The 16294-nt window shown below is 73.2% G+C and carries 17 protein-coding genes and 1 tRNA gene; 15 read left to right on the plus strand and 3 right to left on the minus strand.

What is annotated here, in order from left to right:
• Positions 1-3 precede the first annotated feature (3 nt).
• From ACWHYA_RS08555 to ACWHYA_RS08565, 3 genes are read left to right on the plus strand one after another with little or no spacing between them, the layout of a single operon-like run.
• Positions 4-450, plus strand: coding sequence for an FAS1-like dehydratase domain-containing protein (locus ACWHYA_RS08555; protein WP_425944094.1), 447 nt, complete (start codon positions 4-6; stop codon positions 448-450).
• A complete protein-coding gene (locus tag ACWHYA_RS08560; protein WP_425944092.1) occupies positions 450-890 on the plus strand; it encodes a MaoC/PaaZ C-terminal domain-containing protein in 441 nt (146 codons plus the stop codon). The genes ACWHYA_RS08555 and ACWHYA_RS08560 overlap by 1 nt, the downstream gene beginning before the upstream one ends.
• Complete coding sequence (locus ACWHYA_RS08565) at positions 887-2032, plus strand: UDP-N-acetylmuramate dehydrogenase (protein WP_425944090.1); 1146 nt, start codon at positions 887-889, stop codon at positions 2030-2032. The genes ACWHYA_RS08560 and ACWHYA_RS08565 overlap by 4 nt, the downstream gene beginning before the upstream one ends.
• Here ACWHYA_RS08565 and ACWHYA_RS08570 read toward each other — a convergent pair.
• Complete coding sequence (locus ACWHYA_RS08570; RefSeq protein WP_425944088.1) at positions 2029-3147, minus strand: adenosine deaminase; 1119 nt, start codon at positions 3145-3147, stop codon at positions 2029-2031. The genes ACWHYA_RS08565 and ACWHYA_RS08570 overlap by 4 nt on opposite strands.
• A gap of 102 nt (positions 3148-3249) precedes the next feature.
• Here ACWHYA_RS08570 and ACWHYA_RS08575 point away from each other — a divergent pair, with 102 nt between their 5' ends.
• From ACWHYA_RS08575 to argG, 5 genes are all read left to right on the plus strand, one after another.
• A complete protein-coding gene (locus ACWHYA_RS08575; RefSeq protein WP_425944086.1) occupies positions 3250-4191 on the plus strand; it encodes an ABC transporter ATP-binding protein in 942 nt (313 codons plus the stop codon).
• On the plus strand, positions 4188-5075 hold the full coding sequence (locus ACWHYA_RS08580) for a hypothetical protein (protein WP_425944084.1): 888 nt from the start codon (positions 4188-4190) through the stop codon (positions 5073-5075). The genes ACWHYA_RS08575 and ACWHYA_RS08580 overlap by 4 nt, the downstream gene beginning before the upstream one ends.
• A gap of 1 nt (position 5076) precedes the next feature.
• Positions 5077-6000 (plus strand): ABC transporter ATP-binding protein, encoded by a 924-nt coding sequence (locus ACWHYA_RS08585; protein ID WP_425944082.1) that lies wholly within the window; start codon positions 5077-5079, stop codon positions 5998-6000.
• Positions 5997-6707 carry an ABC transporter permease gene (locus ACWHYA_RS08590; protein ID WP_425944080.1) on the plus strand — a complete coding sequence of 237 codons (711 nt, stop codon included), beginning with the start codon at positions 5997-5999 and terminating at the stop codon, positions 6705-6707. The genes ACWHYA_RS08585 and ACWHYA_RS08590 overlap by 4 nt, the downstream gene beginning before the upstream one ends.
• 80 nt (positions 6708-6787) lie before the next feature.
• Positions 6788-8239: an argininosuccinate synthase gene (gene argG / locus ACWHYA_RS08595; RefSeq protein ID WP_425944078.1), complete on the plus strand. Its 1452-nt coding sequence runs from the start codon at positions 6788-6790 to the stop codon at positions 8237-8239.
• A gap of 136 nt (positions 8240-8375) precedes the next feature.
• Here the strand turns inward: argG and ACWHYA_RS08600 are convergent, their stop codons facing one another.
• Positions 8376-9599 (minus strand): pyridoxal phosphate-dependent aminotransferase, encoded by a 1224-nt coding sequence (locus ACWHYA_RS08600; RefSeq protein WP_425944076.1) that lies wholly within the window; start codon positions 9597-9599, stop codon positions 8376-8378.
• Positions 9600-9708: 109 nt separating this feature from the next.
• Between ACWHYA_RS08600 and ACWHYA_RS08605 the strand changes: the two genes are divergently transcribed.
• From ACWHYA_RS08605 to ACWHYA_RS08635, 7 genes are all read left to right on the plus strand, one after another.
• A tRNA-Trp gene (locus ACWHYA_RS08605) sits at positions 9709-9781 on the plus strand.
• Between the two features lie 99 nt (positions 9782-9880).
• The gene (gene secE, locus ACWHYA_RS08610) at positions 9881-10132 is read left to right on the plus strand and encodes a preprotein translocase subunit SecE (RefSeq protein ID WP_425944074.1); all 252 of its coding nucleotides are present in this window, start codon (positions 9881-9883) and stop codon (positions 10130-10132) included.
• A 68-nt stretch (positions 10133-10200) separates the two neighbouring features.
• On the plus strand, positions 10201-11154 hold the full coding sequence (locus tag ACWHYA_RS08615; protein ID WP_425944072.1) for a transcription termination/antitermination protein NusG: 954 nt from the start codon (positions 10201-10203) through the stop codon (positions 11152-11154).
• A gap of 94 nt (positions 11155-11248) precedes the next feature.
• Positions 11249-11680, plus strand: coding sequence for a 50S ribosomal protein L11 (gene rplK, locus ACWHYA_RS08620; RefSeq protein WP_425944070.1), 432 nt, complete (start codon positions 11249-11251; stop codon positions 11678-11680).
• Between the two features lie 163 nt (positions 11681-11843).
• Positions 11844-12554, plus strand: coding sequence for a 50S ribosomal protein L1 (gene rplA / locus ACWHYA_RS08625; protein WP_425944068.1), 711 nt, complete (start codon positions 11844-11846; stop codon positions 12552-12554).
• Between the two features lie 100 nt (positions 12555-12654).
• Positions 12655-13683, plus strand: coding sequence for a GTP pyrophosphokinase (locus ACWHYA_RS08630; protein WP_425944066.1), 1029 nt, complete (start codon positions 12655-12657; stop codon positions 13681-13683).
• On the plus strand, positions 13680-15134 hold the full coding sequence (locus ACWHYA_RS08635; RefSeq protein WP_425944064.1) for an MFS transporter: 1455 nt from the start codon (positions 13680-13682) through the stop codon (positions 15132-15134). Before ACWHYA_RS08630 ends, ACWHYA_RS08635 begins: the two co-directional genes overlap by 4 nt.
• 48 nt (positions 15135-15182) lie before the next feature.
• On the opposite strand, the gene ACWHYA_RS08640 is transcribed toward ACWHYA_RS08635, so the two are convergent.
• A complete protein-coding gene (locus tag ACWHYA_RS08640; protein WP_425944062.1) occupies positions 15183-16142 on the minus strand; it encodes a P1 family peptidase in 960 nt (319 codons plus the stop codon).
• Between the last annotated feature and the right edge of the window lie 152 nt (positions 16143-16294).

Below are 16294 nucleotides of genomic sequence, written 5' to 3' on the forward strand. Positions count from 1 at the left end.
GGCATGCCTGTCAACACCGACTACGCCGGTCGGGAGTACCCGCCCGCCGGGCCGTTCCCGGTCACGCGCGAGGAGATCGTCGCCTTCGCCGAGGCCCTCGGGTCGACCAACGGGGCGCACCTCGACCCCGGGACGGCCCGCAGCCTGGGTCACGCCGACGTCGTGGCGCCTCCCACCTTCGCGGTCCGCCTGGCCCAGCGCTGCGAGGCGCAGCTCGTCCAGGACCCGGAGGCCGGCATCGACTTCTCCCGGGTCGTGCACGGCGAGGAGGGGTTCACCCACCACCGCCCGATCGTCGCGGGGGACGTGCTCACCGGGACCCTGCACGTGGACCGGATGCGGGAGGCGGGAGGCCACGGGATGGTCTCCACCCGCGTCGAGCTCACCGGTGCCGACGGTGGGCCGGTGACCACGGTGACCTCCACGATCGTGGTGAGGGGGCAGGGCTGATGGGACCCGACCGCGAGACCGCCGGGGGCACACCCACCGGGACCCCCGGTCCCGACGTGCTGCGCCGCACCGTCACCGTCGACCGTGCCCGGCTGCTCGCCTACGCGGACGCGTCGGGCGACCAGAACCCGATCCACCAGGACGCCGGGTTCGCCCGGTCCGTGGGCCTGGAGGACGTCATCGCGCACGGCATGTGGACGATGGGTGCCGCCCTCGACGTCGTCACCTCCTACGCCGGCGGCGACCCCGCGCGCGTCCTGTCGTGCTCCACGAAGTTCACCGGCATGGTCGTCGTCCCCGAGGGAGAGACGGTCGAGGTGCTGGTGCAGGGCGTGGTGAAGCGCTCCGACGAGGAGGCGGGCACCCGGACCCTGGAGCTCACCGTCACCTGCGGCGGCCAGAAGGTCCTCGGCCGCTGCCAGGCCGTGGTGCGGGCATGACGCAGCCCGCCGGCTCCCCCGCCGTCGACCCCGCGGCACACCCCCCGCTCGCCGAGCTCACCACCATGCGGGTGGGCGGGCCCTCCCGACGGGTGGTCGTCGCGACGACGGAGACCGAGCTCGTCGACGCGGTCCGCGAGGCGGACGGCGCCGGTGAGCCGCTGCTCGTCGTCGGCGGCGGGTCCAACCTGCTCGTGGCCGACGAGGGCTTTCCGGGCACCGTGGTCCTCGTCCGGACGCGCGGCATCGAGGTCCCGCAGGACTCGGCCTGCGGAGGCGTCACCGCGACGGTCGCGGCCGGCGAGGTCTGGGACGACGTGGTGGCGCACGCCGTGGAGCACGGCTGGTCCGGCATCGAGGCCCTCTCCGGCATCCCCGGGTCGACCGGGGCCACACCGGTGCAGAACGTCGGTGCCTACGGCCAGGAGGTCGCCCAGACCGTCGCCCAGGTGCGGGTGTGGGACCGCCTCGAGCAGCGCGTCCGCACGATGTTCGCCGCCGACCTGGAGTTCTCCTACCGCCACTCGGTCCTCAAGGAGTCCATGCTGGGCGCCGACGCCCCCGGCGGGGCGGTGACACCGCGCCACGTCGTGCTGTCGGTCACCTTCTCGCTGCGCCCCACCGAGCTCTCCCAGCCGATCGGGTATGCCGCGCTCGCGGACGGTCTGGGGGTGCCCCTCGGGGGGCGCGTGCCCCTCGCCGACGCCCGGGCCGCGGTGCTGGAGCAGCGGGGCCGCCGAGGCATGGTCCTGGAGGCCGCCGACCACGACACCTGGTCCTGCGGGTCCTTCTTCACCAACCCGATCCTCACGCTCCACGCCATGGCCCGGCTGCGGGCGCGCGCGCAGGAGCACCTCGGCGCCGGGGGACCGGTGCCGCCGCAGTTCCCGGCCGGCGACGAGGCCCACGTCAAGACCTCGGCCGCGTGGCTGATCGACCGGGCGGGGTTCCCCAAGGGCTACGCGACCGTGCAGGGCCGTCCCGCCGGCCTGTCGACCAAGCACACCCTGGCCGTGACGAACCGCGGGTCCGCCCGCGCGGCCGACGTGCTCGAGGTGGCCCGGGAGGTCCGCGACGGGGTCGAGCGCGTCTTCGGGGTCCGCCTCGTCAACGAGCCGGTGCTGGTCGGGCTCCAGCTCTAGACTGGTCGGGCTCCAGCTCTGGAGGGGCCGTCTCTCCGCCCGTCCACCCCGTCCACCCCGTCCACGTCGCGCGTCTCGTCCGCGTCGTGCGGGTCGCCCGCCAGCCAGTCGTCGACGGCCGTCAGGAGCCCGGCCCGCACCGCGGCCGGAGCCGAGGAACCACGCACCGACGCGCGGGCCAGCTCGGCCAGGACCTCGTCCGGCAGGCCCTGGTCCCGACGGGCGCTCTCGTACTGGGCGACCAGGCGGCTGCCGAAGAGCAACGGGTCGTCCGCGCCGAGGGCCACCCGGGCCCCCGCGTCGAGGAGCCGACGGAGGGGGACGTCGGCCAGCGTGGGGTAGACGCCCAGCGCGACGTTGCTGGTCGGGCAGACCTCCAGGGTCACCTCCTCCTGCACCACCCGCGCCAGGACGGCCGGGTCCTCGGCGGCGCGGACACCGTGACCCAGCCGGTCGGGCCGCAGGTGCTCCAGGGCGACGTGCACGTGGTCGGCCCCCAGCAGCTCGCCGGCGTGCGGCACGCTCGCCAGCCCCGCCCGCGCGGCGATCCGGAAGGCCGGGGCGAACTCGCTCGTCATACCCCGTCGTTCGTCGTTGGACAGCCCGAACCCCACGACCGTGCCAGCGCCCTCGCCCGCGTGCCGGGACGCCAGCCGGGCCAGCGTGCGGGCCTCCAGCGGGTGCCGCATCCGGCTGGCCGCGACCACGACGGCCACGTGGGTCCCGGTGTCCGCGCTCGCGGTCCGCGCCTCGTCCAGGACGATCTCCAGCGCCGGGGTGATGCCGCCGACGAAGGGGGCGTACGACGTGGGGTCCACCTGCAGCTCGAGCCAGCGCGAGCCCTCGGCGGCGTCGTCCTCGGCGGCCTCGCGCACGATGCGGCGCATGTCCGCCTCGCCGCGCACGCACGCGCGGGCGGCGTCGTAGAGACGCTGGAAGCGGAACCACCCGCGCTCGTCGTGCCCCGACAGCTGCGGGGGCCAGTCGCTGGTGAAGGCGTGCGGGAGACGCAGCCCGTGCTGCTCCGCGAGGTCGCGCACCGTCGAGACCCTCATCGACCCGGTGAAGTGCAGGTGCAGGTGCGCCTTGGGCAGCGTGCGCACCGGACGGGTCATGGTCCGTGTCTACCTCATGGTGCGGAACCTTCACCCGTCCACCCCGACCCGTTCAGGCGATCCCCACCCCACCGGGCACCCGCGGGGGATACTGTCGCCGCCATGGGTGTCGTCGAGACGCAGGGGCTGGGCAAGCGCTACGCCGCCGGCTCCGTCGTGGCCCTCGAGGACCTGACGCTCGACCTCGGTGGCGGAGTGACCGGCCTCGTCGGGGCCAACGGGGCGGGCAAGTCGACCCTCATCAAGATCCTGCTCGGTCTGCTCCGGCCCACCAGCGGGTCGGCGCGCGTCCTGGGGCACGACATCACCGGGGCCGGTCCGCAGATCCGGCAGGTGGTCGGCTACCTGCCCGAGCACGACTGCCTGCCGCCCGACATGCGGGCGATCGACTTCGTCGTGCACATGGGGCGGATGTCGGGCCTGCCCGCCGCCGCGGCCCGGGAGCGCGCCGCCGACGTCCTGCGGCACGTGGGCCTGGCCGAGGAGCGCTACCGCCTCATGGGCACCTACTCCACGGGGATGAAGCAGCGCGCCAAGCTGGCGCAGGCCCTGGTGCACGACCCGCGGCTGGTGATGCTCGACGAGCCCACCAACGGCCTGGACCCGGCGGCCCGGGACGACATGCTGGGGCTGATCCGCCGCATCGGCCACGACTTCGGCATCCCCGTGCTCGTCACCTCCCACCTGCTCGGCGAGCTGGAGCGGGTCAGCGACCACGTCGTGGTCCTAGACGCCGGTCACCTGCTGCGCTCGGAGTCCACCCGGTCCTTCCTGGGGGACACGGGCGTCCTCGTCGTCGAGGTGCTCGAGCCGGCCGGGCACGGCTCGGACGCGCAGGCGCGGATGGGACGGGCGCTGGCCGGCCGGGGCCTCGTCTGCCGCCCGCGCGGGACGCTGCTGGAGATCGACCCGACGACGACCGCGCCGGACGTGCTCCGCGACCTCGTCCGGGACACCGCGGTCGACCTGGGGCTGGGGCTGGTGCGGCTGCAGGCCAAGACCGGTCAGCTCGAGGACGTCTTCCGCGAGGAGGCGGCCCGATGAGCGGCGCGCCCGGGCGGCAGGGCGTCATCCACGACATCGGGTACCGCAGCTACGGGGGGCCGCGGGTCGGGACGGGTGGGATCGCGCGCTCCCTGCTGTGGTCGGGGGTCCTGGCGGTGTTCGGGTTCGGACGGTCCGGAAAGGCCAAGATCCTGCCCTTCGCCCTCCTGGCGATGAGCATCGTCCCGGCCGTCGTGCTGGTGGGCATCATGGCCTTCATCGGGCTGGGGCCCGAGCTGCTCAACTACGCCGGCTACACCCAGAACACCGCCTTCCTCGTGGCGCTCTTCGTCGCGGCCCAGGCGCCGGTCCTCTTCTCCCGCGACCTGCGCTCGGGGGTGATCAGCCTCTACCTGGCCAGACCGCTGGGGGCGGCGCAGTTCGCGCTCCTGCGGTGGTCGTCCCTGCTGCTGTCGATCCTGGCCTTCGTCGTCACCCCCCTGCTGATCCTCGTCGTCGGCGGCCTCGCGGCGGGGGCGGACCCGGGGGAGGAGCTGCCCAAGGTGGCCGTCGCGATCGGAGGCGCCGTCCTCCTGGCGGTCATGCTGGCCACGGTCGCGGCGCTCGCGGCGTCCTGGACCATGCGCCGGGGGCTGGCGGTGGGCGGCACGATCATGGTGCTCCTCATGGGGCTGGGCATCACCGCGGCCCTGCAGGAGGTCGCCTCGGGGGAGGGCCAGGACCGGCTCGCCACCTGGCTCGGGCTGCTGTCGCCCTTCGTCGTCGTCGACTCCGTCCAGGCGGGGCTGAGCGACGCCGCCCCCGTCTACCCGGCACCGGCCGGCACGGCGGGCACGGCGCTGCTCATGCTCGCCGTCGCCTTCGCCCTCGTCGTCCTGGGGCTGGGAGCCCTGGTCCGTCGCTACCGCAGCAAGGGGTCCTGAGGTGAGCGAGCTCGTGCTGGAGAAGGTCTCGCGCTGGTACGGCAACGTCGTGGCGGTCAACGACGTGTCGATGACGATCGGGCCGGGGGTCACCGGCCTGCTGGGTCCCAACGGCGCCGGCAAGTCCACGCTGATCGCGATGATGGCCGGGTTCCTGGCCCCCTCCGCCGGCACGGTGACGCTGGACGGCACGCCCGTGTGGCGAGAGGTCGGCACCTACCGCCACCTGGGTCTCGTCCCCGAGCGCGAGGTCAGCTTCTCCTACCTGACCGGCCGCCAGTTCGTCCGCGCGAGCGCGGAGCTGCACCGGCTGCCCGACCCCGGTGACGCGGCGGCCCGCGCCCTGGAGGAGGTTGACCTCGTCGAGGCGGCCGACCGGCCGATCAGCACCTACTCCAAGGGGATGCGCCAGCGGGCCAAGCTGGCCTCGGCCCTGGTGCACGAGCCCCGCGTGCTCCTCCTCGACGAGCCGTTCAACGGTGTCGACCCGCGCCAGCGGATGCACCTGATGGACCTGCTGACCCGGATGGGGGAGCAGGGTCGGGCCGTGCTCTTCTCCAGCCACATCCTCGAGGAGGTCGAGCACATCGCCCGCCACGTCGAGGTGGTCGTCGCCGGCCGGCACGCCGCCAGCGGGGACTTCGGAGCCATCCGCCGGCTGATGACCGACCGGCCCTCCCACTACACCGTCCGCAGCAGCGACGACCGGCTGCTGGCCGCCGTCCTCATGCGGGAGCCGAGCGTGCGGGCGGTCGGCCTGGCCGAGCTGGCCGGCGGACCGGCGACGACCGTCGAGGTGACGGACACGGGCGGGTTCAGCCTCGCCCTGCCCCGGCTGGCCCGGGAGCACGGCATCACCGTGCGCGAGCTGCTGCCCACGGACGAGTCCCTGGAGTCGGTCTTCACCTACCTGGTGCAGTCGTGAACGCCACCATCATGCGGCTGGCGCTGCAGGCGCTCGCGGGACAGCGGCGCGGGCTGCTGCTCGCCGGCCTGCCGCTCCTGCTCGTCGCCACCGCCGGGGTGCTCCGGGCGCTCACCGGGGGGCCGGTCAGCGCCTCCCTCGTGGTGCTCGAGCTCGGGCTGGCCCTGGTCGTCCCGCTCGTCGCCCTGCTGGCGGCCAACGGCGTGCTCGGCCCGGAGATCGACGACGGCTCGGTCGTCTACCTGCTCTCCACCCCCGTGAGCAGGTATGCCGTGGCCCTGTCCAAGTTCGTCGTCGCCGCGGGCGTGAGCGTGCTGCTCGGGGCCGGCGGCCTCGCGGCGACGGCGTTCGCGGGCGGGCTGAGCGGGCGGTGGGTGGCGACGGCAGCTTTCCTCGGGGCGGTGGCCGCCGTCCTCTATACGGCACTCTTCACCGCGATGTCGGCCGCGACCCGGCACGGCATGATCGCCGGGCTGGTGTACGTGCTCATCGTCGAGGGTCTCCTGGGGGGACTCCTGGTCGGGGTGCGCTACGTCTCGGTCCGGTCCCTGGTCCAGCGGCTCGGAGACGCCGCGACCGAGGTGGACGTCCCGCCGGTGGACCTGTCGACGACCTACGCCGTGGTCGCCTCGGTCGTGGTGCTGGTCGTGGGCGTGCTCCTCGCGGGCTGGCGGCTGCAGCGCTTCCAGCTGCGCGGGGACGAGTAGCGGACGGACCGGGGCCCGCTGCGGCATACCCTGACCTGCGGATTGCATATCTATGCGAAGGTCCGCATACACTGATCGGCATGTCCAAGGTCTTGACGAGCATCCCCGTCGGTGAACGTGTCGGCATCGCCTTCTCCGGCGGTCTCGACACCTCGGTGGCGGTCGCGTGGATGCGGGAGAAGGGGGCCGTGCCCTGCACCTACACGGCGAACATCGGCCAGTACGACGAACCGGAGATCGACACCGTCCCGGCCCGGGCGCAGGAGTACGGCGCCGAGATCGCCCGACTGGTCGACTGCCGGCCCGAGCTCGTCGAGGAGGGTCTGGTCGCCCTCGCGTGCGGCGCCTTCCACATCCGCTCCGGCGGGCGCACCTACTTCAACACCACGCCGCTGGGCCGGGCCGTCACCGGCACGATGCTCATCCGGGCGATGAAGGACGACGGCGTCAACATCTGGGGCGACGGCTCGACCTTCAAGGGCAACGACATCGAGCGGTTCTACCGCTACGGCCTGCTGGCCAACTCCAACCTGCGCATCTACAAGCCCTGGCTGGACGAGGCGTTCGTCCACGAGCTGGGCGGTCGCGACGAGATGAGCCAGTGGCTCTCCGAGCGGGACCTGCCCTACCGGGCCAGCAAGGAGAAGGCCTACTCCACCGACGCCAACATCTGGGGCGCCACGCACGAGGCCAAGTCGCTGGAGCACCTCGACGTCGGCATCGAGCTGGTCGAGCCGATCATGGGCGTGCGCTTCTGGGACCCCGAGGTGGAGATCCCCACGGAGGACGTCACCGTCTCGTTCAAGGACGGGCGGCCGGTGGCCATCGACGGGGACGACTTCGACGGCGACGCCGTGGCCCTGGTGATGAAGGCCAACGAGATCGGCGGGCGGCACGGGCTGGGCATGGCCGACCAGATCGAGAACCGGATCATCGAGGCCAAGTCCCGGGGCATCTACGAGGCACCGGCGATGGCGCTGCTGCACATCGTCTACGAGCGGCTCGTCAACGCGATCCACAACGAGGACACCATCGCCGCCTACCACGACCAGGGCCGGCGCCTGGGGCGGCTCATGTACGAGGGCCGCTGGCTGGACCCGCAGGCGCTGATGATCCGCGAGTCGCTGCAGCGGTGGGTCGCCTCGGCGGTGACCGGTGAGGTCACGCTGCGGCTGCGGCGCGGCGAGGACTACTCCATCGTCAGCACCGGCGGCCCGGCCTTCTCCTACCACCCGGACAAGCTCTCGATGGAGCGGGTCACCAACGCCGCCTTCGGCCCGACGGACCGGATCGGCCAGCTCACGCTGCGCAACCTGGACATCGCCGACTCGCGCGCGCGCCTGGAGCAGTACGTCGGCATGGGCCTGCTCGGCAGCGGCGGGGCCGCCGCCTCCGCGATGGGCCTGGCCACCACCTCGCTCGTCGGTGAGCTGACGCCCGGCGGCGCCGAGCGCATCGCCGGCGGCGTGGGTCCGACCGAGGACGAGGAGGAGGCCCTCGACTGGGCCGCGATGGAGTTCGGCACCGACTGAGGTCGCCCGACACGACGAAAGTCGCCCGGATCAGGGGAAATATCCCCCGATGCGGGCGACTTCCGTCGCCTCGACCCGGCCGGCCACCGGCCCGTCCGGCCACCGGCCCGTCCGGCCACCGGTCGTCCGGCCAGGTTCAGCGGGCCTCGCCCAGCAGCGCCTGGATCCGGCCGACGCCCTCCTTGAGGTCCTCGTCCCCGAGGGCGTAGCTCAGCCGCAGGTAGCCGCTGGGGCCGAAGGCCTCACCGGGCACGACGGCCACCTCTACCTCGTCGAGGATGAGCGCGGCCAGCTCCGCGGACGTCTGCGGGGTCCGGCCCCGGATCTCCTTGCCCAGCACGCCCTCCACCGAGGGGTAGGCGTAGAACGCCCCCTGCGGCACGGGGCAGTGCACGCCCTCGATCGCGTTGAGCATGTCCACCATGAGGCGTCGGCGACGGTCGAAGGCCGTGCGCATCTCCTCGACGGCGTCGAGACCGCCCTCCAGGGCCGCGATCGCGGCCCGCTGTGAGACGTTGGCGACGTTGGAGGTCGCGTGGCTCTGCAGGTTGGTCGCGGCCTTGACCACGTCCGCGGGGCCGATCATCCAGCCCACGCGCCACCCTGTCATCGCGTAGGTCTTCGCGACGCCGTTGAGCACCACGCAGGTGTCGGCCAGCTCCGGGACGAGGACCGGCATGGAGGGCGCCTGCGCCCCGTCGTAGAGCAGGTGCTCGTAGATCTCGTCGGTGACCACCCAGATGCCGTGCTCCAGGGCCCAGCGGCCGATGGCCTCGACCTGCTCGGGCGGGTAGACGGCCCCGGTCGGGTTGGAGGGGGAGCAGAAGAGGAGCACCTTGGTGCGGTCCGTGCGGGCCGCCTCGAGCTGGTCCACGGACACCAGGTATGCCGCGTCGGCCCCGGCGAACACGTCCACCGGCACGCCGCCGGCGAGCCGGATCGCCTCCGGGTAGGTGGTCCAGTAGGGGGTGGGCAGGAGCACCTCGTCACCGGGGTCGAGGAGGGTGGCGAAGGTGTTGTAGACCGCCTGCTTGCCGCCGTTGGTGATGAGCACGTTCGCCGGCTCCACGGCATACCCCGAGTCGCGCCGGGTCTTGGCCACGACGGCCTTCTTCAGGTCGGGCAGGCCGCCGGCGGGGGAGTAGCGGTGGTTGACCGGCTGGCGTGCGGCCTCCGCCGCGGCCTCGACGACGTAGTCGGGCGTGGGGAAGTCGGGCTCTCCGGCGCCGAAGCCGATGACCGGGCGACCCTCGGCCTTCAGTGCCTTGGCCCGGGCGTCGACCGCCAGGGTGGCCGACTCGGCGATGGAGCCGATCCTGGCGGAGATGCGGGGCGTGGGGGTCTGCGTCTGCTCGCTCACCCGTCCATCTTTGCACCTGGGGAGGGGCTCACGTAGACTGCCTGTTCGGGTGTTCGCACCGTGCGTCAGCCTGCCCCCCACCGGCGGCCGGCGCAGCACCACCCGGTGAAGGGCATTAGCTCAATTGGTAGAGCACCGGTCTCCAAAACCGGCGGTTGGGGGTTCGAGTCCCTCATGCCCTGCGCGAGCGGTCAGATCCGCACGACCCGGCGCAGGTCCGTACGACCGGGCGCCGACCGCGCTCGACGACAGGCTATAGACAGCACGAGGAGAGGCGATCCGTGGCGAACCCGGCCCACGACACCGAGGGTGTCGCGCGTGGTGGCGGCCCGACCGGCACCGGTCAGCCGGCCCGCCCGTCGTCCTTCGTCGAGCAGGTCCTGGCCGAGCTGCGCAAGGTCGTCCAGCCCACGCGGCAGGAGCTGATCACCTACACCATCGTGGTGCTCGTCTTCGTCGCCGCGGTCATGGGCTACATCTTCGGCCTGGACCAGCTGTTCCGAGGGCTGATGGGACTCGTCTTCGGGTCCTGAGCAGCACCACCGAGCACCCGCGCCGCGACCCGTGGTCGCGACGACGACACCGTATGAGGAAGTAGGGCATGGCCGAGCAGACCCCCGAGACCGACGTCCGCCTGGGCGCCGGCGACCCCTCCGTCGACGAGGGCACCGCCGAGCAGTCCGTGCAGGAGGCCGACCTGGCGGCGGCCGAGCGGTTCGACGCCGCCCCGGACGACGAGCAGACCGAGCCCGGCACCGACGTCGCCGACACGACCGCGCCCTCGGACGACATGGACCCCTCCACCGGGACCGACCCCGCCGAGGAGGCCGACCTCACCCCTGCGGTGGACGAGGCCGTCGAGACCGACGACGAGGCCGTCGAGACCGACGACGACGAGCCGGCCGCCGGTGCCGACGACGAGCCGGCCGACCCGCTGGAGGACTTCAAGTCCGTCCTGCGGGGCAAGTTCGGCGACTGGTACGTCGTGCACTCCTACGCGGGCTACGAGAACCGGGTCAAGCACAACCTCGAGACCCGGATCACGAGCCTGAACATGGAGGACTTCATCTTCGAGGTGGAGGTCCCCATGGAGGAGGTCACCGAGATCAAGAACGGCCAGCGCAAGCAGGTGCGCCGCGTGCGGATGCCCGGCTACGTGCTGGTGCGGATGGACCTGACCGACGAGTCCTGGGGCGCTGTGCGGCACACGCCCGGCGTCACCGGCTTCGTCGGCAACGCCCACCAGCCGGTGCCGCTGAGCATCGACGAGGTCGTCTCCATGCTGGCCCCCACGTTCGACACCCCGGCCGCCGCCGGATCGGGCGCCCCGGCCACGGGCGCCGCCGGCGCCGGGTCCTCGGCCGGCGGTGCCTCCGGTGGCCAGGTCGACTTCGAGGTCGGCGAGTCGGTCACCGTCATGGAGGGTCCCTTCGAGACCCTGCCCGCGACGATCTCCGAGATCATCCCCGAGAGCAACAAGCTCAAGGTGCTCGTCTCCATCTTCGGCCGGGAGACCCCGGTCGAGCTGTCCTTCAACCAGGTCGCGAAGCTCTGAGCCTCCGCCCTGCGTCCGCCCGGCGTCGACCGACGTCGGGACTGCAACCGGGTCATCGCCCACGGCGTCGGCCCACGACAAGGAAGTAGTTCGCATGCCCCCCAAGAGCAAGAGGGTCTCCGGCTTCATCAAGCTGCAGATCCAGGCCGGTGCGGCCACCCCCGCGCCCCCCGTCGGCCCGGCCCTCGGTCAGCACGGTGTCAACATCATGGAGTTCGTCAAGGCGTACAACGCCGCGACGGAGTCCCAGCGCGGCAACGTCATCCCCGTGGAGATCACGGTCTACGAGGACCGCTCCTTCACCTTCGTCACCAAGACCCCGCCGGCCGCCGAGCTGATCAAGAAGGCCGCCGGCGTGGCCAAGGGCTCCGGCGAGCCGCACAAGACCAAGGTCGCCACCCTCACCGACGCCCAGCTCACCGAGATCGCCGAGATGAAGATGCAGGACCTCAACGCCAACGACGTGGACATGGCCAAGCGGATCATCGCCGGTACCGCCCGGTCGATGGGCATCACCGTCCAGTGATCCACCACCCGGGTATGCCGCCCGCCCCCTGGGGCGGACCGCGCACCCGGGACCCGGGAGACCGGGAGGGTGCGCACCGGTGCACCCTCCCGCCACCCCACCCCGTGGCAGGGCCTGCTTCGGCCCGTCCGACCACACCTCCCACCACCACCAAGGAGTGCACATGAAGCGCAGCAAGGCCTACCAGGCCGCCGCCGAGAAGATCGAGGACGGCAGGCTCTACGGCCCCGTCGAGGCGGTGCGGCTCGCCAAGGAGACCGCCACCACGAAGTACGACGCGACCATCGAGGTCGCCCTGCGCCTGGGTGTCGACCCGCGCAAGGCCGACCAGCTGGTCCGTGGCACCGTGAACCTGCCCAACGGCACCGGAAAGACCGCCCGCGTCCTGGTCATCGCCAACGGTGACAAGGCCGAGGCCGCCCGTGAGGCGGGCGCGGACTTCGTCGGCTCGGACGACATGATCGAGAAGATCGCCGGCGGCTGGACCGACTTCGACGCCGTCGTGGCCACCCCCGACCTCATGGGCAAGGTCGGTCGCCTGGGCAAGGTGCTCGGCCCCCGCGGCCTCATGCCGAACCCCAAGACCGGCACCGTCACGATGGACACGGCCAAGGCCGTGACCGAGATCAAGGGCGGCAAGATCGAGTTCCGCGTGGACAAGCACGCCAACCTGCACTTCATCATCGGCAAGGTCTCCTTCGACGAGGCCGCCCTGGTCGAGAACTACGGCGCCGCCATCGACGAGGTCCTGCGGCTCAAGCCGTCCAGCTCCAAGGGTCGCTACGTCACCAAGGCGACCGTGGCCACGACGATGGGCCCGGGCATCCCGGTCGACCCCTCGCGCGTGGGCAGCACCTCCACCGAGAGCGAGTGATCCCGGCCGGCGTCGCCGGTCATCACCCGTCCCGGAGCCCGGGGAGCGATCCGCTCCCCGGGCTCCGGCGCGTCCGCCCGGGTGCGGCAGGATGGTGCCCATGAGCGGCGGACCCGATCCCCAGGACCTGCGGGCCTCGGTGGACGCCTACGTCGCCCACCTGCCCGAGCTGGAGGTGGCCACGTACGGCTTCGTCCGGCTGGTGACCGACCTCCTCGACGACGCCGGGGTCAACTACCTGTCCGTCACGGGGCGCACCAAGAGCGTGCAGTCCTTCGCCGCCAAGGCAGGACGCACCCACGACGGCAGGCCGGTCTTCCCCCGGCCGCTGGCCGAGATCACCGACCAGATCGGCCTGCGGGTGATCACCTACGTGCGCGACGACGTGGAGATCGTCGCCGAGCTGCTCGCCTCCACGCTCGCCGTGCTCGAGGACCGGGACATGGGCCGGGAGACGGCGGACCAGGGTGCGTTCGGCTACGCCAGCCGCCACCTGCTCGTCGCCGTCGACGCCTCCCGCTCGCTCACCCCGGAGCGCGAGCTGCTGCGGCCCTACACCGCGTCCGTCCAGGTGCGGACCGTGCTGCAGCACGCCTGGGCGGAGTTCGAGCACGACATCCGCTACAAGGGGACCGTGCCCGTGGAGCACGCCTCCGACCTCAACCGCCGGTTCACGCTCGCCGCCGGCCTCCTCGAGCTGGCCGACCGGGAGTTCTCTGCGATCCGCGACCGTCTCCAGGCGATGCCCGCGGTGCCCTCCGAGGCCGACGGGGACGACCCGCGGATCGGCGCGCAGGAGCTGGCGACCTTCCTCGCCGGCCGCTTCCCCGGGGCCGGGTGGTCGCGCACCGAGCACTACGGCTGGATCGCCGGGCTGCTGCTCGAGCTGGGGATCACCTCCCTGGAGGAGCTGGGCGCCCAGCTCGCGGGCATCGACACCGAGGCGGTCAACGCGACGATGGGCTACCGCTACCCGCCGGCCGCGGTGCGGCGGCTGGACGACGCGCTGCTGTCGCTGCACGGCCCGGCCTACCTGGAGCTGCACGGCAACGCCCACCGTGCCGAGCAGCTGCGGGAGCGGCTGGGCACGCTGCGCGCCGCCGGCCCGGACGAGGGCGGGCCCCGGTGAGCGAGGGTCGGCCGCAGGCACGGCCCGGACGGACGGAGGGCGGGCCGCGCGGAGGCGACAGCCGGGGCGAGCCGGCGTCGGTGCGCTGGTACCACCGGCTCGTCACCGCGGACACGGAGGCAGAGGAGCAGCTGGGTGGCGCCCGGCGGGTGGCGTCCGGAGGGCTCCGGCTCATGGCGGCGAACGCGCTCCAGAGCGCCGGCGACCAGGTGGTGAACGCCAAGACGGTGCTGCCGTGGCTGCTGACGCTCCTCGGTGCGCCCGCGGCGCTGGTCGGCCTGCTCGTGCCGGTGCGGGAGTCCGGGTCCATGCTGCCCCAGGCGGCGCTGACGCCGTGGGTGCTGCGGGCACCGCGGCGCACCCGGGTCTGGATGGTGGGAGCGACCGGCCAGGGACTGGCCACCCTCGGGATGGCGGCGGCCGCCACGTTCGCCGAGGGCCTGCTGGCCGGCGTCCTCGTCGTGACCGCGCTCGCGGTGTTCGCCCTGGCCCGGGCCCTGTGCTCGATGGCTTCCAAGGACGTCCAGGGCCGGGCCGTGCCCAAGGGCCAGCGCGGCCAGGTCACCGGCATCGCCACCGCCGTCTCCGGCATCGTGGCGGTCGTGCTCGGCGTGGCGCTGCAGCGGCTGGGGCAGGACCTGGACGTCGCCGTGCTGGCGGCTCTGCTCGTCGGGGCGGCGCTCACCTGGTTCATCGGCGTCGCGGTCTACGCCGGCATCCCCGAGAGCCCCGAGGGTCCGTCCAGCGACCCTCGTGGGGGGAGGAGGGCAGGCCCGGACGCCGGAGGGCAGCGACGCGGGGAGGGCAGCGAGGCCGGGCGCGAGGACCGGGGGACGGGCGCCGGGTCGTCGTGGGTGCGGGACACCCTGACCCTCCTGGGGACCGACCGGGAGTTCCGCCACTTCGTCGTGGCCCGGGCCCTGCTGCTCGTGTCCGCGCTCGCACCGCCCTTCCTCGTGACGCTGGCGGCGGACCGCGGCAGCTCGTGGCTGGCGGGCCTGGGAGCCTTCGTCATCGCCCAGGGGGTCGCGTCCGTCGTCGGGGGACGGGTCTTCGGCCGGCTGGCCGACCGCTCCAGCCGGCTCGTCATGGTGGTCGGTGCGGCGGCCGCCTCGCTCGTGGTCCTGCTCGTCGTGTGGGTGGTGGTCGCGGGGGCCGACGTCCTGGTGCTGCCCGCCCTCGTCGGGGGCTACCTGGTCATCAGCCTGGTCCACGTCGGTGTGCGGGTGGCCCGTAAGACCTACGTCGTCGACATGGCCGAGGGGGACCTGCGCACCCGCTACGTGGCCACCGCGAACACGGCGATGGGGGTCATCCTGCTGGTCACGGGCGCCGTCAGCGCCGGCCTGGCCACCCTGGGGGAGGTGCCGGCCCTCGTCTTCCTGGCCGTGCTGGGTCTGGTGGGTGCGGCGGTCTCCTGGCGCCTGCCGGAGGTGTCCGGGCGGGGCTGAGGAAGATCCACCTCCGCAAGGCCTGGGCGGGCCGGGTGGGGGTCGGTCTCAGAGGTGCGGGCAGCGGTACGCCCGCACCCCGTCTCGGCCCGACGTGGTCACCGCGCTGCGCAGCGAGGCGAGCACGGCCTCCTCGACGACGTCGGCCACCGCCACGAACCAGGCCGAGAGCCACGGCCCGTCCCGACGGGCCGGTCCGGTCGGGTCGGCGGTGCTCCACGCCAGCACGAACTCGCCGGACCCGTGGGCCGTGGGCACCCCGGTGCGGGCGAGACCGTTCTGGGCGCGCCGTGCCAGCCGGCCGAGCTGACGGGAGTCGAGCGGGGCGTCGGTGGCCAGGAGGACCACGACGGACCCGTCGACCGGGTCCGGCCCCCCGCCGGTCCCGGGACCACCCACCCGTCGCCCGTGCAGGACCAGGTCCTGCGCCCGTCCCATGTTGGTGAGGACGAGGGCTCCCAGCGTCCGGCGGCCCCTCCCGTCCGGGTCGAGGACGGGCGTCGAGGAGGTGCCGATCCCGCCCTTCCAGCCGAAGGCCACCATGCCGGCCCCCGCGCCCACCGCTCCCTGCTCGACCCGGTGCCCCGGGTCGGCGGCCCTGGCCGCGGTCACGGCCGCCACCGCATGCCGCGGCCGCACCGCCAGGGTCCGCAGATCGGTGAGCCGCCCGTCGTTGCACTCCAGCACCACCGGGTTGACCGTCGCCGGCCGACCCAGGTCGGGGTGGCGGGCCAGCAGCTCGCGGAGCGCCCCCTCGTGGGCCGCCCCCACCCCGAACGTCCCGGTCAGCAGGACGGGAGCCTCCAGCTCACCCAGTTCGCCCACCTGGCTCAGCCCCACCGGCTTGCCGTAGCCGTTGACGACGTGCACGGCCGCGGGAACGGGTTCGGCGAGCAGGTCGCGGACGTGGGGCAGCACGCACGTCACGCCCGTGCGGACGACCGGCTCCTCCTCGACGAGGGTGACGTGGCCCACCCGTACCCCGGCGACGTCGGTGATGCTGCCCATGGGGCCACCCTGCCACCGGCCAGGGGATTTGGGGTGCTCCCGGCGGATGCCGTACCCTCGATCCATACCCATGACCGCCGGTCGTCGGTGTGCCCGGGTGCCGAGAGGCATCCGCGGGGCGTCGGCCGAAGGCCTCCACGACGGAGCGACCA

Source organism: Ornithinimicrobium carbonis (assembly GCF_977012275.1).